This is a genomic window from Brachybacterium ginsengisoli, assembly GCF_002407065.1.
Lineage (GTDB): Bacteria > Actinomycetota > Actinomycetes > Actinomycetales > Dermabacteraceae > Brachybacterium > Brachybacterium ginsengisoli.
Genome location: NZ_CP023564.1, coordinates 2,053,320 through 2,077,138 on the forward strand (window position 1 = coordinate 2,053,320; position 23,819 = coordinate 2,077,138).

Annotated in this window: 18 protein-coding genes; 6 read left to right on the top strand and 12 right to left on the bottom strand. The window is 71.2% G+C overall.

Going from position 1 to position 23,819, the window contains the following annotated elements:
• Positions 1–148: 148 nt before the first annotated feature.
• Both CFK41_RS09180 and CFK41_RS09185 read right to left on the bottom strand, forming a co-directional pair.
• Positions 149–1,147 (bottom strand): site-specific tyrosine recombinase XerD, encoded by a 999-nt coding sequence (locus CFK41_RS09180; RefSeq protein ID WP_096799382.1) that lies wholly within the window; start codon positions 1,145–1,147, stop codon positions 149–151.
• A complete protein-coding gene (locus CFK41_RS09185; RefSeq protein ID WP_096799383.1) occupies positions 1,144–2,094 on the bottom strand; it encodes a heme o synthase in 951 nt (316 codons plus the stop codon). The genes CFK41_RS09180 and CFK41_RS09185 overlap by 4 nt, the downstream gene beginning before the upstream one ends.
• Positions 2,095–2,422: 328 nt before the next feature.
• Here CFK41_RS09185 and tkt point away from each other — a divergent pair, with 328 nt between their 5' ends.
• The 4 genes from tkt (at position 2,423) to pgl (ending at position 9,144) form a co-directional block, all read left to right on the top strand.
• Positions 2,423–4,519: a transketolase gene (gene tkt / locus CFK41_RS09190; RefSeq protein ID WP_096799384.1), complete on the top strand. Its 2,097-nt coding sequence runs from the start codon at positions 2,423–2,425 to the stop codon at positions 4,517–4,519.
• A gap of 174 nt (positions 4,520–4,693) precedes the next feature.
• Positions 4,694–5,809 carry a transaldolase gene (gene tal, locus CFK41_RS09195; RefSeq protein ID WP_096799385.1) on the top strand — a complete coding sequence of 372 codons (1,116 nt, stop codon included), beginning with the start codon at positions 4,694–4,696 and terminating at the stop codon, positions 5,807–5,809.
• A gap of 69 nt (positions 5,810–5,878) precedes the next feature.
• Positions 5,879–7,432, top strand: coding sequence for a glucose-6-phosphate dehydrogenase (gene zwf / locus CFK41_RS09200; RefSeq protein WP_096799386.1), 1,554 nt, complete (start codon positions 5,879–5,881; stop codon positions 7,430–7,432).
• Positions 7,429–9,144, top strand: a complete 1,716-nt coding sequence (gene pgl, locus CFK41_RS09205; protein WP_096799387.1) for a 6-phosphogluconolactonase — start codon at positions 7,429–7,431, stop codon at positions 9,142–9,144. The genes zwf and pgl overlap by 4 nt, the downstream gene beginning before the upstream one ends.
• 76 nt (positions 9,145–9,220) lie before the next feature.
• Here pgl and secG read toward each other — a convergent pair whose 3' ends face one another.
• The 9 genes from secG to uvrA form a co-directional block, all read right to left on the bottom strand.
• Positions 9,221–9,463, bottom strand: coding sequence for a preprotein translocase subunit SecG (gene secG / locus CFK41_RS09210; protein ID WP_096801022.1), 243 nt, complete (start codon positions 9,461–9,463; stop codon positions 9,221–9,223).
• A 113-nt stretch (positions 9,464–9,576) separates the two neighbouring features.
• Positions 9,577–10,353 carry a triose-phosphate isomerase gene (gene tpiA / locus CFK41_RS09215; protein WP_096799388.1) on the bottom strand — a complete coding sequence of 259 codons (777 nt, stop codon included), beginning with the start codon at positions 10,351–10,353 and terminating at the stop codon, positions 9,577–9,579.
• On the bottom strand, positions 10,350–11,552 hold the full coding sequence (locus tag CFK41_RS09220; protein WP_096799389.1) for a phosphoglycerate kinase: 1,203 nt from the start codon (positions 11,550–11,552) through the stop codon (positions 10,350–10,352). The genes tpiA and CFK41_RS09220 overlap by 4 nt, the downstream gene beginning before the upstream one ends.
• Positions 11,553–11,699: 147 nt before the next feature.
• On the bottom strand, positions 11,700–12,704 hold the full coding sequence (gap, locus tag CFK41_RS09225; RefSeq protein WP_096799390.1) for a type I glyceraldehyde-3-phosphate dehydrogenase: 1,005 nt from the start codon (positions 12,702–12,704) through the stop codon (positions 11,700–11,702).
• A 113-nt stretch (positions 12,705–12,817) separates the two neighbouring features.
• Complete coding sequence (whiA, locus tag CFK41_RS09230; protein WP_096799391.1) at positions 12,818–13,816, bottom strand: DNA-binding protein WhiA; 999 nt, start codon at positions 13,814–13,816, stop codon at positions 12,818–12,820.
• Entirely contained in the window at positions 13,800–14,915 is a 1,116-nt protein-coding gene (locus CFK41_RS09235; RefSeq protein WP_096799392.1) for a gluconeogenesis factor YvcK family protein, read from the bottom strand. The genes whiA and CFK41_RS09235 overlap by 17 nt, the downstream gene beginning before the upstream one ends.
• Positions 14,912–15,808, bottom strand: coding sequence for an RNase adapter RapZ (gene rapZ / locus CFK41_RS09240; RefSeq protein WP_096799393.1), 897 nt, complete (start codon positions 15,806–15,808; stop codon positions 14,912–14,914). The genes CFK41_RS09235 and rapZ overlap by 4 nt, the downstream gene beginning before the upstream one ends.
• 68 nt (positions 15,809–15,876) lie before the next feature.
• Positions 15,877–17,838: an excinuclease ABC subunit UvrC gene (gene uvrC, locus CFK41_RS09245; protein WP_096799394.1), complete on the bottom strand. Its 1,962-nt coding sequence runs from the start codon at positions 17,836–17,838 to the stop codon at positions 15,877–15,879.
• 12 nt (positions 17,839–17,850) lie between these two features.
• On the bottom strand, positions 17,851–20,727 hold the full coding sequence (gene uvrA, locus CFK41_RS09250) for an excinuclease ABC subunit UvrA (RefSeq protein ID WP_096799395.1): 2,877 nt from the start codon (positions 20,725–20,727) through the stop codon (positions 17,851–17,853).
• A 73-nt stretch (positions 20,728–20,800) separates the two neighbouring features.
• Here uvrA and CFK41_RS09255 point away from each other — a divergent pair, with 73 nt between their 5' ends.
• The gene (locus CFK41_RS09255; protein WP_096799396.1) at positions 20,801–21,478 is read left to right on the top strand and encodes an MBL fold metallo-hydrolase; all 678 of its coding nucleotides are present in this window, start codon (positions 20,801–20,803) and stop codon (positions 21,476–21,478) included.
• Positions 21,475–23,217 (top strand): bifunctional 3'-5' exonuclease/DNA polymerase, encoded by a 1,743-nt coding sequence (locus tag CFK41_RS09260; RefSeq protein ID WP_227873020.1) that lies wholly within the window; start codon positions 21,475–21,477, stop codon positions 23,215–23,217. The genes CFK41_RS09255 and CFK41_RS09260 overlap by 4 nt, the downstream gene beginning before the upstream one ends.
• On the opposite strand, the gene CFK41_RS09265 is transcribed toward CFK41_RS09260, so the two are convergent.
• On the bottom strand, positions 23,192–23,695 hold the full coding sequence (locus tag CFK41_RS09265; RefSeq protein ID WP_096799398.1) for a hypothetical protein: 504 nt from the start codon (positions 23,693–23,695) through the stop codon (positions 23,192–23,194). The genes CFK41_RS09260 and CFK41_RS09265 overlap by 26 nt on opposite strands.
• Positions 23,696–23,819 lie beyond the last annotated feature (124 nt).

The window sequence follows — 23,819 nt, forward strand, 5'->3', positions numbered from 1 at the left end:
CGTCGTGGTCTGGAGAGGTCGCGCGGCGCTCCGCGATGGGGCCGGAGGATGTCCGGTCCCAGTCCGGGAAGCGGGAGCTGCCTGTCGTCGTCTCGTGCAGGGCGCCCGTGGTCGGCGGGGCCGGGCCGGGGCGCCGTGCCGCACAAGTCTAAGCCCCCCGCCGGGCGCGGGGGTGGGCACCGGCATGGGTCTCCCGCAGCGAGTCCACCGTGACCTGGGTGTACAGCTGCGTCGTGGTGACCGATGCGTGGCCCAGCAGCTCCTGGACGGACCGCACATCCGCCCCGCCGTGCAGCAGATGCGTGGCATAGGAATGGCGCAGCGTGTGGGGGCTGATCGGCTCGGGCAGGTCGTCCAGCCCGGCGGCCTCCGCTGCGCGCTGGACCACCTGCCAGGCGGCCTGGCGGGTCAGGCGGGTCCCGCGGGATCCGAGGAACACCGCAGGAGTGCCGCGCCCCCGTGCCGCCAGGGCGGGCCGGCCGCGGGTGAGATAGGCCTCCAGCGCCTCCAGCGCGAAGCGGCCGACCGGCACCACGCGGTGCTTGTCCCCCTTGCCGCGCAGCACCGCCGAGCGCTCCCGCACGGCGACGTCGTCGACGTCCAGGCCGGTCGCCTCCGAGATCCGCGCGCCGAGTCCGTAGAGCACCTCGAGCAGGGCCCGGTCCCTCAGCGCACGCTCCGTGGAGTCCCGGCCCGTGCCCGGGCGGCCGGCGGCCTCGATCAGCGCCTCGACCTGGTCGATGCCCAGCGGGTGCGGGAGGCGCCGCGGCAGCGCCGGTGCGGGCACGAGGCGGGACGGGTCACCGGTGGTGGAGACCCGTTCGGCGTCGAGGAAGGAGTGCAGTCCGCGCACGGCGGCCAGGGAGCGGGCGGCGGAGGCGGCGGAGAGGACGCTGCCGCCGTCGGCCCCGGTGCGCAGGGACTGCAGCCAGGCGCCCAGCTGCTGGGGATCGACCGACGCGGGATCGGCGCCCTGCCGGGCCAGGTCGGTGAGATACCGGCGCAGGTCGCGCTCGTAGGCCGCGAGCGTGTTGGCGGAGAGGCCACGCTCGATGCGCAGGTGGCTCAGGTACTGCTCGAGGATCCGGCGGTCGGCGGGGCGCAGCGCTCCCTCGGCGGGCAGCTCCTCCGCGCCGGCCGGGGTCACAGGGTGACGAAGGGATCGATCGCGAGGGCGACGAACAGGACGGTGAGGTAGGTGATCGACCCGTGGAAGACCACCATGGGGCCGAGGGCCTTGCCGGTCATGCCGCGGCGGACCCGCAGCGCGTAGCGGATCACCAGGAAGCCGAACCAGACGCCGGCCAGGACGGCGCCGACGCCGTACACCCAGCCCGTCGCGCCCAGCGGGATGATCGCGAGGCTCGCACCGATCATGAGCGCGGTGTGCATGATCATCTGGCGCGCCACGCTCATCCGCGAGGCGACCACCGGGAGCATCGGCACCCCGGCCTCGGCGTAGTCCTTGGAGAACTTCTCGGCCAGCGGCCAGTAGTGCGGGGGCGTCCAGAAGAAGATCACCAGGAACAGCAGCACGGCGGTCCAGGAGACGGTCCCGGTCACGGCGGACCAGCCGATCAGCACCGGCATGCAGCCGGCGACCCCGCCCCAGACGATGTTCTGGCTGGTGCGGCGCTTGAGGATCATCGTGTAGAAGACGACGTAGAGCAGGATCGCGCCGACGGCGAGGGCGGCGGAGGCCCAGTTCACCAGCAGTCCCAGCCACAGCGCCGAGACTATCGACAGCGCGATGCCGAAGATCAGGCCGGCCCGCGGGGAGATCTCGCCGGTGACCAGCGGGCGGTTCCGGGTGCGCTTCATCTTCGCGTCGATGTCGCGATCGAGGTACATGTTCAGCGCGTTCGCGCCGCCGGCGGCGAGGTAGCCGCCGATCATCGTGGCCAGGATCAGCCACAGGGAGGGGAACCCTCCCGCGGCGAGGAACATGGTGGGGATGGTGGTGATCAGCAGCAGCTCGATGATGCGGGGCTTGGTCAGCGCCACATAGCCGCGGAGCACCGAGCGCGCGGAGTGCGGAGCCCGATCACCGTCCTGGCCCGAGTTCCGTACCGACGCTCCCTGGGTGGCGGTCACCGCCCACCGTCCTTCCTCCTGAGCACGACACAGACGTCGTGAGATCCCCGCCAGTCTAGGGGGCCAGCGCCCGCGGCGGGACCCGGACACGGGGTGACTCCCCGCACCGTGCTGCGCCTGCAGTGTCTGTCTGCACACGGCGCACGCCTCCGCCAGGCGGCAACCGGCTGGACCGGCGCGCAGTTCCCCCGACGCGCCGACTAAGGTGGTGCCCGTCGCCTCGCGCAGGATCCCGCGCGCCGAACAGTCGTGCCTGGGATCCGTCGGCCGAGGCCTGTCGAACCGAGCGGCCGCAGCGGCCGCGTCCCGGCGAAAGGAAGCACCCGACATGACGGAGAACTTCAAGGCCCCCGAGGGCTGGACCGAGCTCGACAAGCGTGCGGTGGACACCGTGCGCGTGCTGGCCGCCGACGCGGTCGAGAAGGTCGGCAACGGCCACCCGGGCACCGCGGTGAGCCTCGCTCCCGCCGCCTACCTCCTGTACCAGGACGTGATGCGCCACGATCCGACCGATCCCACCTGGATCGGCCGCGACCGCTTCGTGCTCTCCGCCGGTCACTCGAGCCTCACCCAGTACATCCAGCTCTTCCTCGGCGGCTTCGGCCTCGAGAAGAAGGACATCGAGGAGCTGCGCACCTGGGGCTCCCAGACCCCGGGCCACCCCGAGAACTTCCTGACCAAGGGCGTGGAGATCACCACCGGCCCGCTCGGCCAGGGCATCTCCTCGGCGGTCGGCTTCGCCATGGCCCAGCGCCGCGAGCGCGGTCTGCTCGACCCCTCCGCGGCGGCCGGCACCAGCCCCTTCGACCACTTCACCTACGTGATCGCCTCCGACGGCGACCTCCAGGAGGGTGTCAGCAGCGAGGCGAGCTCGATCGCCGGCACGCAGGAGCTGGGCAACCTCATCGTCCTGTGGGACGACAACCAGATCTCCATCGAGGGCGACACCTCCATCGCCTTCACCGAGGACACCGCCGCGCGCTACGAGGCCTACGGCTGGGACGTGCGCACCGTGGACTGGACCCAGGGCGGGACCGAGTACGTCGAGGACGTCGCCGCGCTGAAGCAGGCCATCGTCGAGGGCCAGAAGGTCACCGACAAGCCCACCTTCATCCGCCTGCGCACCGTCATCGGCTGGCCGATCCCCGAGCTGGCCGGCAGCCACTCCGTGCACGGCGCGAAGCTCGGCACCGAGGGCGTCGCCGGTCTGAAGAAGGCCGTCGGCTTCGATCCGGAGCAGCAGTTCCAGGTCGACGAGGACGTGCTGGCGCACACCCGTGGCCTCGCCGAGCGCGCCGCCGCCGAGAAGGCGGAGTGGGACAAGGGCTACCAGGCATGGCGCTCCGCCAACGCCGACGCCGCCACCCTGCTCGACCGGCTCCAGGCCCGCGAGCTCCCCGAGGGCTTCGCCGAGGCGTTCCCGACCTTCGAGGCCGACGAGAAGGGCGTCGCCACCCGCGCCGCCTCCGGCACCGTGCTCAACGCCCTCGCCCCCGTCATGCCGGAACTGTGGGGCGGCTCCGCCGACCTCGCCGGCTCGAACAACACCACCATGAAGGGCGAGCCCTCCTTCCTCCCCAAGGACCGTAGCTCCTCCGAGTTCTCCGGTGACGAGTTCGGCCGCACGCTGCACTTCGGCATCCGCGAGCACGGCATGGGCTCGATCCTCTCGGGCATCTCCCTGCACGGGCTCACCCGCCCCTACGGCGGCACCTTCTTCCAGTTCGCCGACTACATGCGCGGTGCGGTGCGCCTCGCCTCGCTGATGAAGGTCCCGGCCACCTACGTGTGGACCCATGACTCCATCGGACTGGGCGAGGACGGCCCCACGCACCAGCCGGTCGAGCACCTGGCCGCCTACCGTGCGATCCCCAACCTGTCGGTCGTCCGCCCCGCGGATGCCAACGAGACCGCCCAGGCGTGGAAGGTCCTGCTGGAGCGCGACAACGGCCCCGTCGGCCTGATCCTCTCCCGCCAGGCGCTGCCCACCTTCGACCGCACCGAGTACGCGGGTGCCGAGAACCTGGCCAAGGGCGGCTACATCATGAAGGAGGCCTCGGCGGAGCCGAAGGTCATCCTCATCGCCACCGGTTCTGAGGTGCAGTACGCCGCCGAGGCGCAGAAGCAGCTCGAGGCCGAGGGCACCCCGACCCGTCTGGTCTCGATGCCGTCCGTCGAGTGGTTCGACGAGCAGGACGAGGCGTACCGCGAGTCCGTCCTCCCCGCCGGGGTCACCGCGCGCGTGAGCGTCGAGGCCGGGATCGCGATGCCGTGGCACCGCTTCCTGGGAACCCACGGCCGGGCCGTCTCGCTCGAGCACTACGGCGCCTCCGCCGATGCGAAGACCCTCTTCCGCGAGTTCGGCTTCACCGCCGAGTCCGTGGTCGAGGCCGCGAAGGCATCGCTCGCCGCAGCGGGCGCCTGAGCGCACGGGCGGGGCAGGGCCTTCGGGCCCTGCCCCGCCCGCTCTCCCGCCGCTCCTGCCTCCGACTGCGGAGAGGTTCCGCAGGCCACACAGTGGAAGCATCGGGAATTCCTCGACGTTGACCAGACGACACCAGTTCGATGCAGGGCGCTCCCGGCGCCCGGAAGGAACGACATGGCTCAGAACACCAACACCCAGGCCCTCTCCGACGCAGGAGTCTCGATCTGGCTCGACGACCTCTCGCGCGAGCGGATGGACTCCGGCAGCCTCCAGGAGCTCATCGACACCCGCAACGTCGTCGGCGTGACCACGAACCCCTCGATCTTCCAGGCCGCGATCTCGGGCCGCTCCGAGTACGACGCGGACATCGCGCGCCTCGCCGGCGAGGGCAAGGACGTCGACGGCATCGTCGAAGTCCTCACCACGGACGACGTGCGCCGTGCCTCCGATCTCTTCTCCGGCGTCCACGCCGCCTCGCACGGCTTCGACGGCCGCGTCAGCATCGAGGTCGATCCCCGCCTCGCGCACGAGACCGAGAAGACCATCGAGCAGGCCGAGCACCTCTACGAGGTCGTGGGTCGCGACAACGTCATGATCAAGATCCCCGCGACGGAGGCCGGTCTCCCGGCCATCACCGCGGTGATCGGCGCGGGCATCAGCGTCAACGTCACGCTGATCTTCTCCGTCGAGCGCTACCAGGCGGTCATCGACGCCTACCTCGCCGGTCTCGAACAGGCCGCGAAGGCCGGCCGCGACCTCTCCACCATCCACTCGGTGGCCTCGTTCTTCGTCTCCCGCGTGGACTCCGAGATCGACGCCCGTCTGGAGGCGCTGGGCACCGAGGAGGCGACCGCTCTGCGCGGCCAGGCCGGCGTGGCCAACGCCCAGGCGGCCTTCGGCGAGTACCTCGACGCCTTCGGCGGCTCGCGCTTCGAGGCCCTCAAGGCCCAGGGCGCCAACGTCCAGCGGGCGCTGTGGGCCTCGACCGGCGTGAAGAACACCGAGTACTCCGACACCATGTACGTGGACAACCTGGTCGCCGATCCGACGGTCAACACCATGCCGGAGAAGACCCTCGAGGCCGCCGCCGACCACGGCCGCGCCGCCGAGGCGCTCAACGCGGAGATCGCGGCCTCCGCCGTGGCGCTCCTCGAGCGAGTCGCCGCCGTCGGCGTGGACCTCGCCGACGTCTTCGCCGTCCTCGAGAGCGAGGGCGTGGAGAAGTTCGAGAAGGCCTGGAACGAGCTGCTCGAGACCGTCTCCTCCTCCGTCGAGTCCACCCGCGCCTGACCCCGCGCCGAGCACGGCCCCGCCCCGCGGCGGGCCGTGCTCGGCGACCCTGTCCGAGAAAGGACGATCGTGACCGACTCCCCCAGCCTCCCTACCGGGGCGGACGCGCCGAACCCGCTGCGCGACCCCCGGGATCGCCGGCTCCCCCTCATCGCGGGCCCCGGCTCGATGGTGATGTTCGGTGTCACCGGTGACCTGGCGCGCAAGAAGCTCCTGCCCGCCATCTACGACCTGACCCACCGCGGTCTGCTCCCGCCCAGCTTCGGCCTCGTGGGCTACGGCCGACGCGACTGGTCCGACGACGACTTCGCCGACTACGTGCGCAAGAGCGTCTCGGAGCACTCCCGCACCGGCTTCGACGAGAGCGTCTTCGAGCAGCTGCGCGGCGGCCTCCGCTTCGTCACCGGCACCTTCGACGACACCGCCGCCTTCGAGCGCCTCACCGAGGTGGTCGGCGAGCTGGACCGCACCCGCGGCACCGGCGGCAACCACGCCTTCTACCTCTCCATCCCGCCGGACGCCTTCCCGCAGGTGCTCACCCAGCTGGCCAACTCCGGGCTGAACACCCCCCGGGACGGCTCCTGGCGGCGTGCGGTGATCGAGAAGCCCTTCGGGCACGACCTCGCCTCCGCCCGCGAGCTCAACGATGTCGTCGAGAAGGCGTTCCGCCCCGAGGACGTCTTCCGCATCGACCACTACCTGGGCAAGGAGACGGTGCAGAACATCCTGGCGCTGCGCTTCTCCAACCAGCTGTTCGAGCCGATCTGGAACGCGAGCTTCGTCGACCACGTCCAGATCACCATGGCCGAGGACATCGGCATCGGCTCCCGCGCGGGCTACTACGACGGCATCGGCACCGCCCGTGACGTCATCCAGAACCACCTGCTGCAGCTCGTCGCCCTCACCGCGATGGAGGAGCCCGTCAGCTTCCGCGCCTCGGACCTGCGCGCCGAGAAGGAGAAGGTGCTCTCCGCCGTCGAGCTGCCCGAGGACCTCGCGCTCCACACCGCGCGCGGCCAGTACGTGGGCGGCTGGCAGGGCGGCGAGGAGGTGCGTCCCTACCTCGAGGAGGACGGCATCCCCGCCGACTCCACCACCGAGACCTTCGCCGCGATGCGGCTCGACATCGCCACCCGGCGCTGGGCCGGCGTGCCCTTCTACCTGCGCGCCGGCAAGCGTCTGGGACGACGGGTCACCGAGATCGCGGTCGTCTTCAAGCGCGCCCCGTTCCTGCCCTTCCGGTCCACGGACACCGCGGACCTCGGCCAGAACGCGATCGTCATCCGCGTCCAGCCCGACGAGGGCGTGACCATGCGCTTCGGCTCCAAGGTCCCCGGCACCCAGATGGAGGTGCGCGATGTGACCATGGACTTCGCCTACGGCATGAACTTCACCGAGGAGTCGCCCGAGGCCTACGAGCGCCTGATCCTCGACATGCTGCTCGGGGACCCGCCGCTGTTCCCCCGCCAGAAGGAGGTCGAGCTCTCCTGGAAGATCCTCGACCCCATCACCGAGTTCTGGGCCAAGCACCTGGACCCGGCCCCGTACCGCCCCGGCACCTGGGGCCCCGACACCGCTCACGAGATGCTCGCCCGTGACGGCCGTTCCTGGAGGCGACCGTGATCACCACCCTGACCGACACCACCGCATCGGCGATCGACAAGCAGATGATCGAGATGCGGGAGACCTTCGGCGAGAACACCATCGGCCGGGTCCTGACCCTCATCATCATCGCCACCGGCGACATCGAGGAGCCCCTCGAGGCGGCCGTCGCCGCCAGCCACGAGCATCCCGCTCGCGTGATCGTGGTCGACGCGGAGCCCGAGGCGGAGAACTCCGGGCTGGACGCCGAGATCCGCGTGGGCCGTGACGCCGGCGCCGGCGAGATCGTGATACTCCGCGCCCGCGGCGACGTGCTGTGGTCACTGGACACGCTCGTGATGGCGCTGCTGCTGCCGGACGCACCGATCGTGACCTGGTGGCCGGAGAACGCGCCGTCCTCCCCCGTCCACGATGTGCTGGGCTCCATGTCCCAGCGCCGCATCACGGACTCCGCCGCCTGCTCGGACCCGCTGGGAACGCTCAAGCGGCTGCGTCGCGGCTACGCCAGCGGTGACTCCGACTTCGCCTGGGCCCGTCTGACCCGGTGGCGCGGGCTGGTCGCGAGCGCCTACGAGGTGCCGCCGATCTCGACCCCGACCAAGGTGCAGGTCAGCGGCAGCGCCGAGAACCCCTCGGTCGCGCTGATGGCCGGATGGCTCGAGCATTCGCTCGGCGTCGAGGCCGAGGTGCTGCCGCCGCTGGAGCACGATGCCGACTTCGCCGGGGTGCACAGCGTGCGCCTGGTGCGCGAGGACGGCACCATCGAGCTCACCCGCGTCGACGACGACTCGATCGTCATGAAGCTTCCCGGTGACGACACCGGCCAGCACGTGACGATGCCGCGTCGCACGCTGCCTGAGCTGATCACCGAGGAGCTGCGCCGTCTGGATCCGGACGAGGTGTACGGCGAGGTCCTCGCCAGCACCTACAGCAGCATCGAGGATGCGGCGACCTTCGCGACCGGCAAGCCGGAGCCGCGCGACGTGGTGGAGCCCGACGCGGAGGCCGTCGCGGCCGCCGCGGCCTCCGCCACCGCTGCTCAGCTCGCCGCCGCGCAGTCCGAGCGCACGCTGGCCCACCTGGTGCTCACCGGGGGGACCGTCGGCACCCTGACTGCGGCAGCCCTGCCCGAGGCGCTGGTCGCCGCGGGCGTGGACTGCAGCCGTCTGCACCTGTGGTGGGGCGATGAGCGCTACGTGGACGCCGACTCCTCCGATCGCAACGAGGTGGGCGTGCGCGACGCGCTGCTCGCCCCGCTGCGGGAGACCGCGGACCTGCCGGCGCGCAACATCCACGTGATGCCCTCCCCCGCCGACGGGATGTCGCTGGACGACGCCGCCGCCTGGTACGGGCAGCAGCTGGATCAGATGGGCGGGGACGAGCCGTTCCGCACCCGGGGCCGCGCGTTCTTCGACGTGGTGCTGCTGGGCGTGGGTCCCGACGGCCATGTCGCCTCGCTCTTCCCGGAGCATCCCGGACAGCGTCTGGTCAGCACCAGCGCGATCGGCGTCACGGAGTCGCCCAAGCCGCCGGCCGAGCGCATCTCCCTGACCTGGCCGGTGCTGAACTCCTCGCGCCACGTGGCCCTGCTGGTCGCGGGCGCCGAGAAGGCCGACGCCGTCCGCGCCGGCCACGGTGAGATCGACCCCTGGGCCGTCCCGGCCTCGGCCGTCCGCGGCCTGGAGTCGACCACCTGGTACCTCGACGAGACGGCGGCGCAGCCGAAGGGCTGAGTCACCCGCCCATGCAGGAAGGGCCGGTCACCGTGAGGTGACCGGCCCTTCCGCGATTCTCGGGAGGCTCAGCGCGTCAGAGCAGCTTCTCGATGATGCCGAGGCCGACGGCGCAGAGGCCCCAGGCCACCGCGATCGTCACCGTCAGGCGGTTCAGGTTCCGCTCGGCGACGCCGGAGGCGCTCGCGGAGGAGGAGACGCCGCCGCCGAACATGTCGGAGAGTCCACCGCCGCGGCCCTTGTGCAGCAGGACCAGCATGATGGTCAGCAGGCCGAAGACGGCGAGCAGGATCTGAAGGATGAGCTTCAGCAGGGGCAGATCCACGAGGACGGGCACCTTCCAGGAAGACGACGGACCGATCCAGCATACGCCACGGGCCGGGCCCTCGAAGGACCCGGCCCGTGTGCCACGGCTTACGCCAGGGGCTGGTCTCAGCCCTGATACCCGGCGATCTTGGCGAACTCGTCCGCCTTCAGGGAGGCGCCGCCGACGAGGGCGCCGTCGACGTCGGCCTTGCCCATCAGCTCGACCACGTTGGAGGACTTCACGCTGCCGCCGTACAGGACGCGGACCGCGTCGGCGACGACGTCCCCGTGCTGCTCGCGCAGCGACTCGCGGATGGCCTGGCAGACCTCCTGCGCGTCGTCGGCGCTGGCGACCTCACCGGTGCCGATGGCCCAGACGGGCTCGTAGGCGATGACGATCTGCGCCGCCTGCTCGGCGGTGATGCCCTCGATGCCGCCGGTGAGCTGGGCGAGGGTGAAGGGGACGTGGTTGCCCGCCTGGCGCTCCTCGAGCGGCTCGCCGACGCACAGGATCGGGGTCAGGCCCGCCGCGAAGGCCGCACGGACCTTCGCGCTGGTGACCTTCTCGTCCTCGCCGTGGTACTGGCGACGCTCGGAGTGGCCCACGGCCACGTAGGTCGCGCCCAGAGCCGTCAGCATCGAGCCCGAGACCTCGCCGGTGTACGCACCGGACTCGTGCTCGGAGATGTCCTGGGCGCCGTAGGCGATCGGCAGCTTGTTCGCGTCGACGGCGACCTGGACGGTGCGGAGGTCGACGAACGGCGGCAGGACCACGGTCTCGACCTTGTCGGTGTCGAACCCCTTGAGCTGGTCGCCCAGCTCCTCGACGAGGGCCAGGCCCTGCTTCCAGTCGAGGTTCATCTTCCAGTTGCCCGCCATGAGCGGGGTACGGGTGGTGGTCATGCGTTGTCCTCCTCGAGGATGGAGATGCCCGGCAGGTCCTTGCCCTCGATGAGCTCGAGGCTCGCGCCGCCGCCGGTGGAGATGTGTGAGAAGAGGGATTCGTCGAATCCGAGGGTGCGCACCGCAGCGGCGGAGTCGCCGCCGCCGACCACGGTGTAGCCCGACGCCTTCGAGAGCGTCTCGGCGACGGAGATCGTGCCCTTGGCGAAGTTCTCGAACTCGAACACGCCCATGGGGCCGTTCCAGAACACGGTGGCCGCGTCGGAGATCTTCTGCCCGAACAGCTCGGCCGTCTTCGGGCCGATGTCCATGCCCTCCTGATCGGCGGGGATCTCTTCGACGGAGACCACGGTGGGGGTCGCGTCGGCGGAGAACTCCGCGGCGACGACGGTGTCGACGGGGAGCACCAGCTCGACGCCGTCGCGCTCGGCGCGCTCCATGTACTCGCGGACCACGTCGATCTTGCTCTCGTCGAGCAGCGACTGGCCGACCTCGTAGCCCTTCGCCTTCTGGAAGGTGTAGGCCATGCCGCCGCCGATGAGGATGCGGTCGGCCTTGCCCAGGAGGCTGTCGATCACACCGAGCTTGTCGGCGATCTTCGCGCCGCCGAGCACCACCACGAAGGGACGCTCGGGCTCGTCGGTGACCTTGCGCAGCGACTCGACCTCGCTGACCACCAGCTCGCCCGCCGCGGCGGGGAGCAGGGTGGCGAGCTCATAGACCGAGGCCTGCTTACGGTGGACGACGCCGAAGCCGTCGGAGACGAAGGCGTCGCCGAGGGCGGCGAGCTCGGTCGCGAAGGCCAGACGCTCGGCGTCGTCCTTCGCGGTCTCGCCCGCGTTGAAGCGCAGGTTCTCCAGGACGGCGACGCGGCCGTCCTCCAGAGCGGACACGACGTCCTGGGCGGAGGCGCCGACGGTGTCGGTCGCGAAGGCGACGTCCTGGCCGAGCAGCTCGCCGAGGCGGCCGACGACCGGCTGCAGGGAGTACTTCTCCTCCGGGGCGCCCTGGGGCCGGCCCAGGTGGGAGATCACGACGACGCGCGCACCGGCCTCGACCAGACGGGTCAGCGTGGGCAGCGCGGCGCGGATGCGGCCGTCGTCGGTGATGGTGGTCCCGTCCAGCGGGACGTTGAGATCGGCACGGACGAGCACGCGCTTGCCGCGCAGCTCTCCGAGCGAGTCGATGGTCTTCAGCACGAAGGTGCTCCTTCAGGGTCTCGCCGTCGCGTCGCGCGACGGCACGAGGGCTCGTGGGACGAGCGGAGCCCGCCGGACACCGACCCTGCGGGGCGGCGACCGGCGGGCTCCGGGATGATCCACGTCGTCAGTGCGACGACGCTCGGATCAGAGGGACTTGCCGACGAGCTGCGAGAGCTCGACGAGGCGGTTGGAGAAGCCCCACTCGTTGTCGTACCAGGAGAAGATCTTGACCTGGTTGCCGATCACCTTGGTGAGCTGCGCGTCGAAGATCGAGGAGTGCGAGTCGCCCTCGATGTCCTTCGAGACGATGGGATCCTCGGTGTAGCGCAGGACGCCCTTGAGCGGACCCTCGGCGGCCTTTTTGATCGCCGCGTTGATCTCCTCGGCGGTGACCTCGCGGGACGCCTCGAAGGTGAGGTCCGTGATCGAGCCGGTGGGGACCGGCACGCGCAGCGAGTAGCCGTCCAGCTTGCCCTTGAGCTCCGGGAGCACCAGCGCCACGGCCTTGGCCGCACCGGTGGTGGTCGGGATGATGTTCAGCGCGGCGGCGCGGGCACGACGCGGGTCCTTGTGCGGGCCGTCCTGGAGGGACTGGTCCGAGGTGTACGCGTGGATCGTCGTCATCAGGCCCTTGACGATGCCGAACTCCTCGTTCAGCACCTTCGCCACCGGCGCGAGGCTGTTGGTGGTGCAGGAGGCGTTGGAGACGATGTGGTGCTTCGCGGGGTCGTAGTCGCCCTCGTTGACACCGATCACGAACGTCGCATCCTCGTTGCTCGCGGGAGCGGAGATGATGACCTTCTTGGCGCCGGCCTCGATGTGGGCCTTGGCCTTCTCGGCGTCGGTGAAGATACCGGTGGACTCGATGACGACGTCCGCGCCGATCTCGCCCCAGGGGATGTTCTTCGGATCGCGCTCGGCGAACGCCTTGAAGGTGTTCTCGCCGACGGTGATCGAGGTCTCATCGAAGGTGACCTCGTAGGGCAGGACTCCGCCGATGGAGTCGTACTTGATGAGGTTCGCGAGCGTGGCGTTGTCGGTGAGGTCGTTCACACCGACGATCTGGATGTCTGCCTTCTGCTCGAGAGCGGCGCGCAGGAAGTTACGGCCGATGCGGCCGAATCCGTTGATTCCAACCTTGATGGTCAAGGGTTCCTCCTAGATTCGCAGTGGACCTGCGAAATACGGGTACTGATCATGGCGCGCACGCCGTCGTACGCTCGGACGGGCGCCGGATCGCACCGACGGCCGTGACGATCTTATCAACGACCGGCTTCGGGTGACGCAGGCAACCGCTCCTCGTCCACTCCGTGGTCGGTCCCGGGCATCCCGAGCTCCTCCGCGCGCTTGTCGGCGGTGGCCAGGAGACGACGGATCCGACCGGCGACCGCATCCTTCGTGAGCGGCGGATCCGCGAGGCGGCCCAGCTCCTCGAGGCTCGCCTGACGATGCTCGAGACGGAGCTGGCCTGCGGCCTGGAGGTGCTCGGGCACCTCGTCGCCGAGGATCTCCAGAGCGCGCTGGACGCGCTGGCCGGCGGCGACCGCGGCCCGTGCGGAGCGGCGCAGGTTCGCGTCGTCGAAGTTGGCCAGCCGGTGCGCGGTGGCCTTGACCTCGCGCTTGGTGCGGCGCTCCTCCCAGACCTTCACGGTCTCCGGAGCGCCCATGCGGGACAGCAGCAGCGAGATCGCCTCGCCGTCACGCAGCACCACCCGGTCGGAGCCGCGGGCCTCGCGGGCCTTGGAGGAGACGCCGAGGCGGCGAGCCGCCCCCACCATCGCCAGCGCGACCTCGGGTCCCGGGCAGGACAGCTCGAGCGCCGAGGAGCGGCCGGGCTCGGTGAGCGTGCCGCGGGCGAGGAAGGCTCCCCGCCAGGCGGCCTCGGCGTCCACGGCCGCACCGCCGACGACGAACGGGGGCATCCCCCGCACGGGTCGGCCGCGTGCGTCGAGCAGTCCGGTCTGACGGGCGAGCATCCCGCCCTCCCGCTCGACCCGGACGATGTAGCGCGTGGTGCGTCGGATCCCGGACGGCGCGAGGACCGCGAGATCGGCGCGATGGCCGTACATGTCGGCGATGATCTCGTGCAGCCGGCGGGCGACGGCGGCGGAGTCCAGCTCCGCCTCGACCACCACGCGTCCCGCGACCAGATGCAGACCGCCGGCGAAGCGGAGCATCGCCGCCGCCTCGGCCTTGCGCGCCGAGGGGCGGCTCACCTCGAGTCGGCTCAGCTCCTCCTTCGCCTCACCCGTCAGAGCCATGTGCGTCCTCCTCGATGGTCGGCGATGCGGTGCCCGCGATGCGGGGCGCGTCGTCGTCGTGCTCGGGCTCGACGTCGCCGTAGGCGTCGTCGAAGAGATCACGGTACGCGGCGGCGAGGCGCACCGGGTCGTGGTGGGGCGTGCCATCCCCCACGCTCACCTGGCGCAGGAGCGTGCGGATCCCGCGGGAACGGGCGTCCTCGGCGAGCTCGAGGGCGTCCTCGAGCGTGGTCGGATCGGCCAGCAGCGCGTCGAAGTGGCATCCCTCGGCGGTCCGCATCAGCACCGCGAGCATGTCCCGGCTGGTCATCCCCTCGGCCTCCTGCGAGCCCACGGAGAGGTTGGTGGTGATGCAGCGTCGAGCGGGGCTGGTGCGGATCGCCTCGGCGATCTCGGGGATCATCAGGTGCGGGAGCACGGAGGTGTACCAGGAGCCGGGACCGACGATGATCCAGTCGGCGCGCCCCAGGGCGTCCAGGACCTCCTGGGAGACCCGCGGCCGCTCGGGGATCAGCCGCACGTCCTCCACCTGTCCTTCGGCGGTCGCGACCTGCCACTGCCCGGAGACCGTGCGCAGCGTGCCGTCCGCGGCGCGGACCCGGGCCTCGATGTCCAGCGGATCCAGCGCCATGGGCAGCACGCGACCCCGGGCGCCGAGCAGCTCGGCCATCTGGTCGAGGCCCTCGATGGGGTCGTCGAGGATCTGCCACAAGGCGACGATCAGCAGGTTCCCGAGGGCGTGGCCGTCCAGCTCGCCCTCGGTCGAGAAGCGGTGCTGGATGACGTCGCCCCAGATGGATCCCCAGTCGGAGTCCTCGCAGAGGGCGGCCAGCGCCATCCGCAGGTCGCCGGGCGGGAGCACCGGCATCTCGGTGCGGATGCGGCCGGAGGAGCCGCCGTTGTCCGCGACGGTCACCACGGCCGTGATGTCATCGGCCAGCAGGCGCAGGGCCCGGAGGTTCGCCGCGAGGCCGTGGCCGCCGCCGAGGGCGACCACGCGCAGCGGACGCTGGGGATCGCTGCGTCGGCCGCGGCGGGCGCTCGTGGAGCGATCCGCGCTGCGCAGGCGGTGGCCGCGGGAGCGGGGTGCGATGCTCATTCGCGCCCCAGGTCTCGGTGGCGGATGCGCACGGGGTGACCGGCGCCGCGCAGCTGGTCCCCGATCCTCTCGGCGACGGCCACGCTGCGGTGCTTGCCGCCGGTGCAGCCGATCGCGAGAGTCGTGAAGTGCTTGTTCTCGACGCTGTAACCGCGCAGCACGGGGGTGATCATCTCCAGGTAGCGCTCGACGAACTCGGCGCCGTTCGCATCCCCCAGCACGAAGTCCGCGACCTCGGGATCGGTGCCCCGCTTGGGCCGCAGCTCGGGGACCCAGTACGGGTTCGGGATGAAGCGCACGTCGCTGACGTGGTCGGCCTCGAGCGGGATGCCGTACTTGAACCCGAAGGAGAGCATGGTCACCGTGAGCTGCTGCTCGGCGCTCGTGCCGAAGGTGGCGCGCATCTTCATCGTCAGCTGATGCACGTTCAGCGGCGCGGTGTCGATGACGAGGTCCGCCATGCGTCGGTACGGGGCGAGCATCTCCCGCTCGCGCCGGATCCCCTCCAGCACCCCCTCCTCGCCCTGCAGCGGATGCGGGCGGCGCACGGAGTCGAAGCGGCGCACCAGCGTCGACTCGTCCGCGGTGAGGAAGAGCAGGCGCAGGCGCAGATCCGCCTTGCGCAGATCGGCGACGACGTCGGAGAGCTCGTTGAAGAACGGACCGGAGCGGGGATCGACCACCACTGCGAAGCGGTTCTCCCGGCCGACGGCCGAGGCGCGCAGCTCGTACAGCTGACCGATCAGCTGCGGGGCGATGTTGTAGACGACGTACCAGCCCATGTCCTCCAGAGCATGGGCGGCCGTCTCCCGGCCGGCACCGGCGAGGCCGGTGATGATCACGACGTCGCCGCGGGTGTCGGTGCTCGGTCCGGGCGCGTGGTCCTCGCTCACAGGGCTCCTTCCAGGACGGGTCAGCGGGCTCGGGGGCGGTCTGCGATCGGCGGATCGGCGATCGCCGGTCAGCGCTCGATGATCTCGCCGGTCGCCGTGTCCACGGCGACGCCGAGCGCCGCGTCCTCGATGACGGTGTCCGCTTCCGCGTCCTCGTCCGGCTCCGCCGCGCTCCCCTCCTCGGATCGTAGCGCGAGCGCGATCTGCGCGGCCAACGCGGGCCCGATCCCGTCGACCTCGACCAGCTCCTCCTCGCTCGCCGCCCGGATCGCGGAGACCGTCACGAAGCGGTCCAGCAGGGCGCGCCGACGGGCCGGGCCGAGGCCCGCGATGCCGTCGAGGGCGCTGGCCTGCATCGCCCGACCGCGCTTGGAGCGGTGGTAGGTGATCGCGAAGCGGTGGGCCTCGTCCCGCAGCCGCTGGACGAGGAACAGCGCCTCGCTGGTGCGGGGCAGGATCACGGGGTACTCGTCGCCGGGCAGCCAGATCTCCTCGAGCCGCTTGGCGATCCCCGCCAGGGCGATGTCCGTGATGCCGAGGTCGTCGAAGGCCTGCTGCGCGGCCGCGACCTGCGGCGGGCCGCCGTCGACGAGGATGAGGGAGGGCGGGTAGGCGAAGCGCCGGTAGCGGCCCTGCTCCTCCTCGGCGGGCTCGGACGGGTCGAGGTGGTGCTTCAGGCGCCGGCTGATCACGTCGTACATCGAGGCGGTGTCGTCCCGGGCCGCTGCTCCGGTCACGGCGTAGCGGCGGTACTCGCTCTTCTTGGGCAGGCCGTCCTCGAAGACCACCTGCGAGCCCACCACGTTGGTGCCGTGGGAGTGGGAGATGTCGAAGCATTCGATGCGCAGCGGCGGCTCGGACAGCTCGAGCGCCTCCCCCAGGTCCTCGAGGGCCTTGGTGCGGGCGGTGATGTCGCCGGTGCGCTTGAGGCGGTGCAGGCGCAGCGCCTCGGTCGCGTTCTCGCCGACGGTGAGCAGCAGGTCCTTCTTCTCGCCCCGCTGCGGGACCCGCAGATCCACCCGCGACCCCATCATCTCGAGCACCTGCTCGCGGTTGCGGGGCATGATCGGGACCAGCACCTCCTTAGGCGCCGGGCTCTCGGCGTACAGGGTGGTCAGCGCGCGCTCGATGAGGTCGGGACCGGTGGATTCGTCGAGGATCTCCGCGGTCCAGCCGCGCTGGCCGCGGATGCGCCCGCCCCGCACGTGGAAGACCTGCACCGAGGCCTCGAGCTGGTCCTGCGCGAGGGCGACCAGATCCGCATCGGTGGCGTCGGAGAGGACCACGGAGTTCTTCTCCATGACCTTCTCGAGTGCCTTGAGGTCATCGCGCAGGCTCGCGGCGGTCTCGTAGTCCATCGCCGCGGCGGCGCCCTTCATCTGCTGCTCGATGCGGCGGGTGTACTTCGAGGTGTTGCCGGCCATGAAGTCCGCGAACTGCTCGGCCAGCTTCCGGTGCTCGTCCTCGGAGATGTCGCCGACGCACGGCGCGGAGCACTTGCCGATGAAGCCGAGCAGGCAGGGCCGTCCCGAGCGCTCGGCCCGTCGGTACACCCCCGAGGTGCAGGAGCGGATCGGGAACACGCGCAGCATCAGGTCGAGGGTCTCGCGGATCGCACCCACCTGCGGGTAGGGGCCGAAGATCCGGTCGCCCTTCGCCCGCGGCCGACGGGTGATGTGCACCCGAGGCACCTTCTCCCCCATCGTGATCGCGAGGTACGGATAGGACTTGTCGTCGCGGAACTTGACGTTGAACCGCGGGTCGAACTCCTTGATCCACGTGTACTCGAGCGTGAGCGCCTCGACCTCCGTGCCCACCACGGTCCACTCCACGCTCGCGGCGGTGGTGACCATGCGCCGCGTGCGCTCGTGGAGCACCGAGAGGTCCTGGAAGTAGTTGACCAGGCGCTGTCGGAGGTTCTTCGCCTTGCCGACGTAGATGACACGCCCGTGCTCGTCCCGGAAGCGGTAGACCCCCGGCCGGGTGGGGATCGTGCCCGTGGCAGGACGGTAGGTCGCCGGATCGGCCACTACGAGGTCACCTCACCTCTCCGTGCTTCTCGGCGGCAGGCCGGAGCGTCCGGTGCTCAGCATCGGGGCGAGGAAGTGCCCGGTGTAGGAGCCGGGGGTCTTCGCCACCTGCTCAGGGGTGCCGGTCGCGACGATCCGCCCGCCGCCCGAGCCGCCCTCGGGGCCGAGGTCGATGACGTGGTCGGCGGTCTTGATGACATCGAGGTTGTGCTCGATGACGATCACCGAGTTCCCCTTGTCGACCAGATCGCTGAGCACCTCGAGCAGCTTGCGGACATCCTCGAAGTGCAGGCCCGTGGTGGGCTCGTCGAGCACGTAGATGGTGCGGCCGTTGGAGCGCTTGTGCAGCTCGGAGGAGAGCTTCACGCGCTGCGCCTCGCCGCCGGAGAGCGTGGTGGCGGACTGACCGAGCTTGACGTATCCGAGCCCCACGTCGACCAGGGTCTGCATCTGGCGGCGGATCGCCGGGACCGCGTCGAAGAACTCCAGCGCCTCCGAGATGGACATGCCGAGCACCTCGGCGACGTTCTTGTCCTTGAACTTCACCTCGAGGGTCTCGCGGTTGTAGCGCTGCCCGTGGCAGACCTCGCACTGGACGTACACGTCCGGCAGGAAGTTCATCTCGATCTTCAGCGTGCCGTCGCCGGAGCACGCCTCGCAGCGCCCGCCCTTGACGTTGAAGGAGAAGCGCCCGGCGGTGTAGCCGCGGATCTTCGCCTCGTTGGTCTGCGCGAACAGGGTGCGCACCCGGTCCCACACCCCGGTGTAGGTGGCGGGGTTCGAGCGCGGGGTGCGGCCGATGGGTGACTGGTCCACGTGCACCACCTTGTCGAGGTGCTCGAGACCGGTGACGCGCTTATGCCGCCCGGGCACGATGCGTGCGCGGTTGAGCTCCTTGGCCAGCACCGAGTACAGGATGTCGTTGACCAGGGAGGACTTCCCCGAGCCGGAGACGCCGGTGACGGCGGTCAGCACGCCGAGCGGGAAGGAGGCGTCCTGCCCGACGAGGTTGTTCGCGCGGGGCGCGACCACCTTGAGCATCCGCTCCTTGTCGATCTTCCGGCGCTTCTCGGGCAGCGGGATCTCCAGCTCGCCGGAGAGGTAGCGGCCGGTGAGGCTCTCGGGGTTGCGCTTGAGCTCCTCGACGCTCCCGGAGTGGACCACGCGGCCGCCGTGCTCGCCGGCCAGCGGACCGATGTCCACGACCCAGTCCGCGGCGTTGAGGGTGTCCTCGTCGTGCTCGACCACGATGAGGGTGTTGCCGAGGTCGCGCAGCCGCTCGAGGGTGACGATGAGCCGCTCGTTGTCCCGCTGGTGCAGGCCGATGGAGGGCTCGTCGAGCACGTAGAGCACGCCCACCAGGCCGGAGCCGATCTGGGTGGCCAGGCGGATGCGCTGGGCCTCGCCGCCGGAGAGCGTGCCGGCGGCGCGGGCGAGGGTCAGGTAGTCCAGGCCCACGTCGAGCAGGAACCCGAGCCGGGAGCGGATCTCGCGCAGCACCTCGTCGGCGATCGCGGCCTCGCGCACCCCGAGCTCGAGGTTCTCGTGGAAGTCGTGCGCCTCCCGGATGGACATGTCGGTGACCTCGGCGATGGAGCGGCCGCCCACGGTCACGGCGAGCACCTCGGGGCGCAGCCGCGCGCCCTTGCAGGTGGGGCACGGGACCTCGCGCATGAACTGCTCGTAGCGGTCCTTGGCCCAGTCCGACTCGGTGTCCGAGTGGCGGCGCTCGAGGAAGTGCATGACGCCCTCGAAGCCGGTCGAGTAGGTGCGCTCGCGACCGAAGCGGTTGCGGTACTTCACGTGCACCTTGTGGTCCTTGCCGTGCAGCAGCGCCTCCTTGGCGCGCTCGGGCAGGGCGCGCCAGGGGGTGTCCATGGAGAAGCTGAGGTCCTCGGCGAGGCCGGCCATCACCTCGACGTGGCGGTCCGAGGAGCCCATGGTCCAGGGCGCGATCGCCCCGTCGGCGAGGGAGAGGTCCTCGTCGGGGACCACCAGCTCCGGATCCACCTCGAGGCGCTGGCCGAGGCCGGTGCACTCGGGGCAGGCGCCGTAGGGGGCGTTGAAGGAGAAGGTGCGCGGCTCGATGTCGTCGATCGCGAGGGGGTGGTCGTTGGGGCAGGCGCGCTTCTCGGAGAAACGTCGGGTGCGCTCCGGATCGTCCTCGGGGAGGTCCACGAGGTCCACCACCAGGATGCCCTCGGCGAGGCGCAGCGCGGTCTCGACGGAGTCGGTGAGGCGGCGGCGGGAGTCCGGCTTCGCGGCGAGACGGTCGACGACCACCTCGATGGTGTGCTTGAACTTCTTGTCGAGGGCGATCTCCTCGTCGAGCCGACGGTTCTCCCCGTCGACCCGGGCGCGGGCGTAGCCCTGGGAGCGCAGCGAGCTCAGCAGGTCCGCGTGCTCGCCCTTGCGGCCCTGGACCACCGGGGCGAGGAGCTGGAAGCGGGTGCCGGGCTCCTGGGCGAGCAGGGTGTCGACGATCTGCTCCGCCGAGGAGGAGCTGACCTTCTCCCCGCAGATCGGGCAGTGCTGCTCGCCGGTGCGGGAGAACAGCAGGCGCAGGTAGTCGTAGATCTCGGTGATCGTGCCGACGGTCGAGCGCGGGTTGCGGTTGGTCGACTTCTGATCGATGGACACCGCCGGCGAGAGACCCTCGATGAGATCCACGGAGGGCTTGTCCATCTGGCCCAGGAACTGCCGGGCATAGGCCGAGAGCGACTCGACATAGCGGCGCTGCCCTTCGGCGAAGATGGTGTCGAAGGCCAGGGAGCTCTTGCCCGAGCCGGACAGCCCGGAGAACACCACCAGCCTGTCGCGGGGGATGTCGATGTCGATGTTCTTGAGGTTGTGCTCGCGCGCACCACGGACGACCAGAGATTCAGTCACGCCGACATACTAGGCGCGTTCCCCGACCTTCGAACAGTTGTTCGGAGGGAGAGGAAGGCGACATACTGTCCCCATGGCTGATCACGACTACACCGGACACGTCGACCCCGGGGGCGAGCCGATGGTGCGCGACCTCCGCCACCTGCAGATCCGCAAGCTCTCCGTGGGGCCCATGGACAACAACGCCTACCTGCTGACCTGTCGGTCGACCGGTGCCCAGCTGCTGATCGATGCCGCCGCGGACACCGACGCGCTGCGCCGCATGGTCGCCGCGGGCGGCGAGCACAACGCGCTGGACCTGATCGTCACCACCCACTCCCATCACGATCACGTGGGCTCGCTCGCGGACATGATGGCCGCGACCGGCGCCCGCACCGCCGCCGGGGAGGCCGATGCGAAGGAGATCGTCGAGCGCATCGATCTGCCCCTCGCGCACGGCGACGTGCTCGAGTTCGGGGAGCAGAGCGTGGAGATCATCCAGCTGCGCGGGCACACGCCCGGCTCCGTCGCGGTGCTGTGGCGCGGCGGCGACGAGGGCGATCACCTCTTCACCGGGGACTCGCTCTTCCCGGGCGGGGTCGGGAACACGAATCATGACCCCGAGCGGTTCGCACAGCTGCTGGACGATGTCCAGGAGCGGATCTTCGATCGTCTCGGCGACGACACCTGGGTGTACCCGGGCCACGGGGACGACACCACGCTCGGGGTCGAGCGGCCGTCCCTGCCGCAGTGGCGCGAGCGGGGCTGGTGACCTCTCCCCCGTCGCCGGCGTGGTGCGTGCTCGGCCGCGGAGGCGGCGGTCGCACCGTGCTGGTCCTGCTGCCCGCCGAGGGCGAGGAGCTCTCGCACCGCGACTGCGCCCCGGAGGAGCTGGCCGAGGCTGTGGCGCGGATCGAGGCGGAGCACTCCCCGCGCTGGGTGTGGAGCGACGCCGCGGCCTGGTATCCGCGGCTGCTGGCGGCGGGGGTGACCCTCGAACGGTGCCACGACCTGCGACTCGTGCATCGGATCCTCCGGCACTCGGAGCTGGTCCGGGAGGCCGACGGGCTCCGGGCCGCCGACGAGTGGGACACCCCGCTGGACCCGTACGAGCCGCCCCGCGAGACGGGGGCGACGCTCTTCGACATCGACGCCGGCTCCTCCCGCTCCGGCGCTGTGCCGGGGGAGATCGAGGAGACCCTCGCCGAGCTCACCCGCCAGCGCGAGGCGATCGACGGCTCCCGCGAGGCGCCTCGGCTGCGGCTGCTGATCGCTGCTGAGTCGGCAGGGGCGCTGATCGCCGCGGAGCTGCAGGCGGCGGGAATCCCGTGGGACGTGGTCGAGCACGACCGGATCCTCACCGAGGCGCTCGGGCCGCGGCCCTCTCCCGGGGCCGCCCCGGAGCGCATGGTCTCGGCCGCCGCCGAGGTACGCACCGCCCTCGGCGATCCGCTCGTCTCCCTGGACTCCCCGCCGAAGCTGCTGCGCGCCCTGCACCGCGCCGGGATCGACGTCTCCTCCACCTCCCAGTGGGAGCTGCAGGGGCACGAGCACCCGGCCGTCGAGCCTCTGCTGCGGTACAAGAAGATGTCCCGTCTTCTCACCGCGAACGGCTGGGCCTGGCTGGACGAGTGGGTCCATGAGGACCGCTACCGGCCCGTGTACGTCCCCGGCGGCGTGGTCACCGGGCGCTGGGCCTCGAGCGGCGGCGGGGCGCTGCAGATCCCGCGACGGCTGCGGCCCGCGCTGTGCGCCGCCCCGGGCTGGCTCCTGGTCAGCGCCGACGTCTCCCAGCTGGAGCCGCGCGTGCTGGCAGCGATGTCGGCGGACCGCCAGATGATCGCTGCCGGCGCCGGGAAGGACCTCTACTCCGGGATCGTCGAGGCGGGGATCGTCACCACCCGCCAGGAGGCCAAGGTCGGCGTGCTCGGGGCGCTGTACGGCGGCACCACCGGGGACAGCGGACGGGTGGTGCCCCGGCTGCGCCGCACCTTCCCCGAGGCGATGGCCCTGGTGGACGGCGCCGCCGCGACCGGTGAGCGCGGGGGCACGGTGACCACCTGGCTGGGCCGCTCCTCCCCTGCTCCCGAGGAGTCCTGGACCCTGGCTCAGCGCACCGCGAACCAGCCCGATGCTCCCGCCGGCGAGCAGGAGCGGTCGCGCCGTTCGGAGCGGGACCGGGGGCGCTTCACCCGGAACTTCGTGGTGCAGGGCACCGCTGCCGAATGGGCGCTGTCCTGGATGGCGGCGCTGCGGCTCCGCCTGGCCCGGTTCCCGGAGGTCGCCGAGGACGAGCGCGCGAGCGCCTCGGGCCCGGTGTTCTCCCGCCGCGCGCATCTGGCGTTCTTCCTCCACGACGAGGTGATCGTGCACGCCCCGGCCGAGCAGGCCGAGGCCGCGGCGACGGCGATCCGCGAGTCCGCCGATGCGGCGGGCAGGCTCCTGTTCCCGGGCAGCCCGATCGACTTCCCGCTGGATCTGCAGATCACGGAGCGATCGGCGGAGAAGTAGGCTCCACCCCCTCCTCGGCGGGGGCGTCGTCCTCGCTGTGCTGGGTCAGCAGATCGACCCCGAGCGACAGCGCGCCGGAGACCAGGCCCATCATCAGCCGAGGGGCGGGGATGTCGCGGCGGCGGAGCGCGTTCTCGACGGCGCGGTCCACCACGATGCTCCCGGCGCCGGCACCCGCGGTCAGCCCGCCGACCACGAGCGGGAGCGCCGCTGTCGCGATCCGGCGGCGCACGGCCCGCCGGGAGGCGTCGGGCCCCGCCTCCGCCTGCGGCTCCGTGCGCGCCTCCGTCTGAGTCGTGCCGGACGAGATCCTGTGCAGCGCGGCGAGCACGACCCCGCCGGCGACCGCGGCGGGCAGCACGACGTAGGCGGCCCGCACCGGCTGCGGCAGGCGGTGGAGCGGGATCATCCCGACCGCCATCGAGACGGCGGCGCTTCCGACGAGCGGGATCATCCGGGACTGCGGAGTGCGGGCCACGTGGTTCCTCCAGGGGGGGCTGGTGCGGGACGGTCCGGTGCGGGCGTCGTCCGTGGCCGACGCTATCGAGCAGGGCCACCCTCGGTGCACCGACGATGGTCGTGCGCGGGGGTGACCTTCGCCG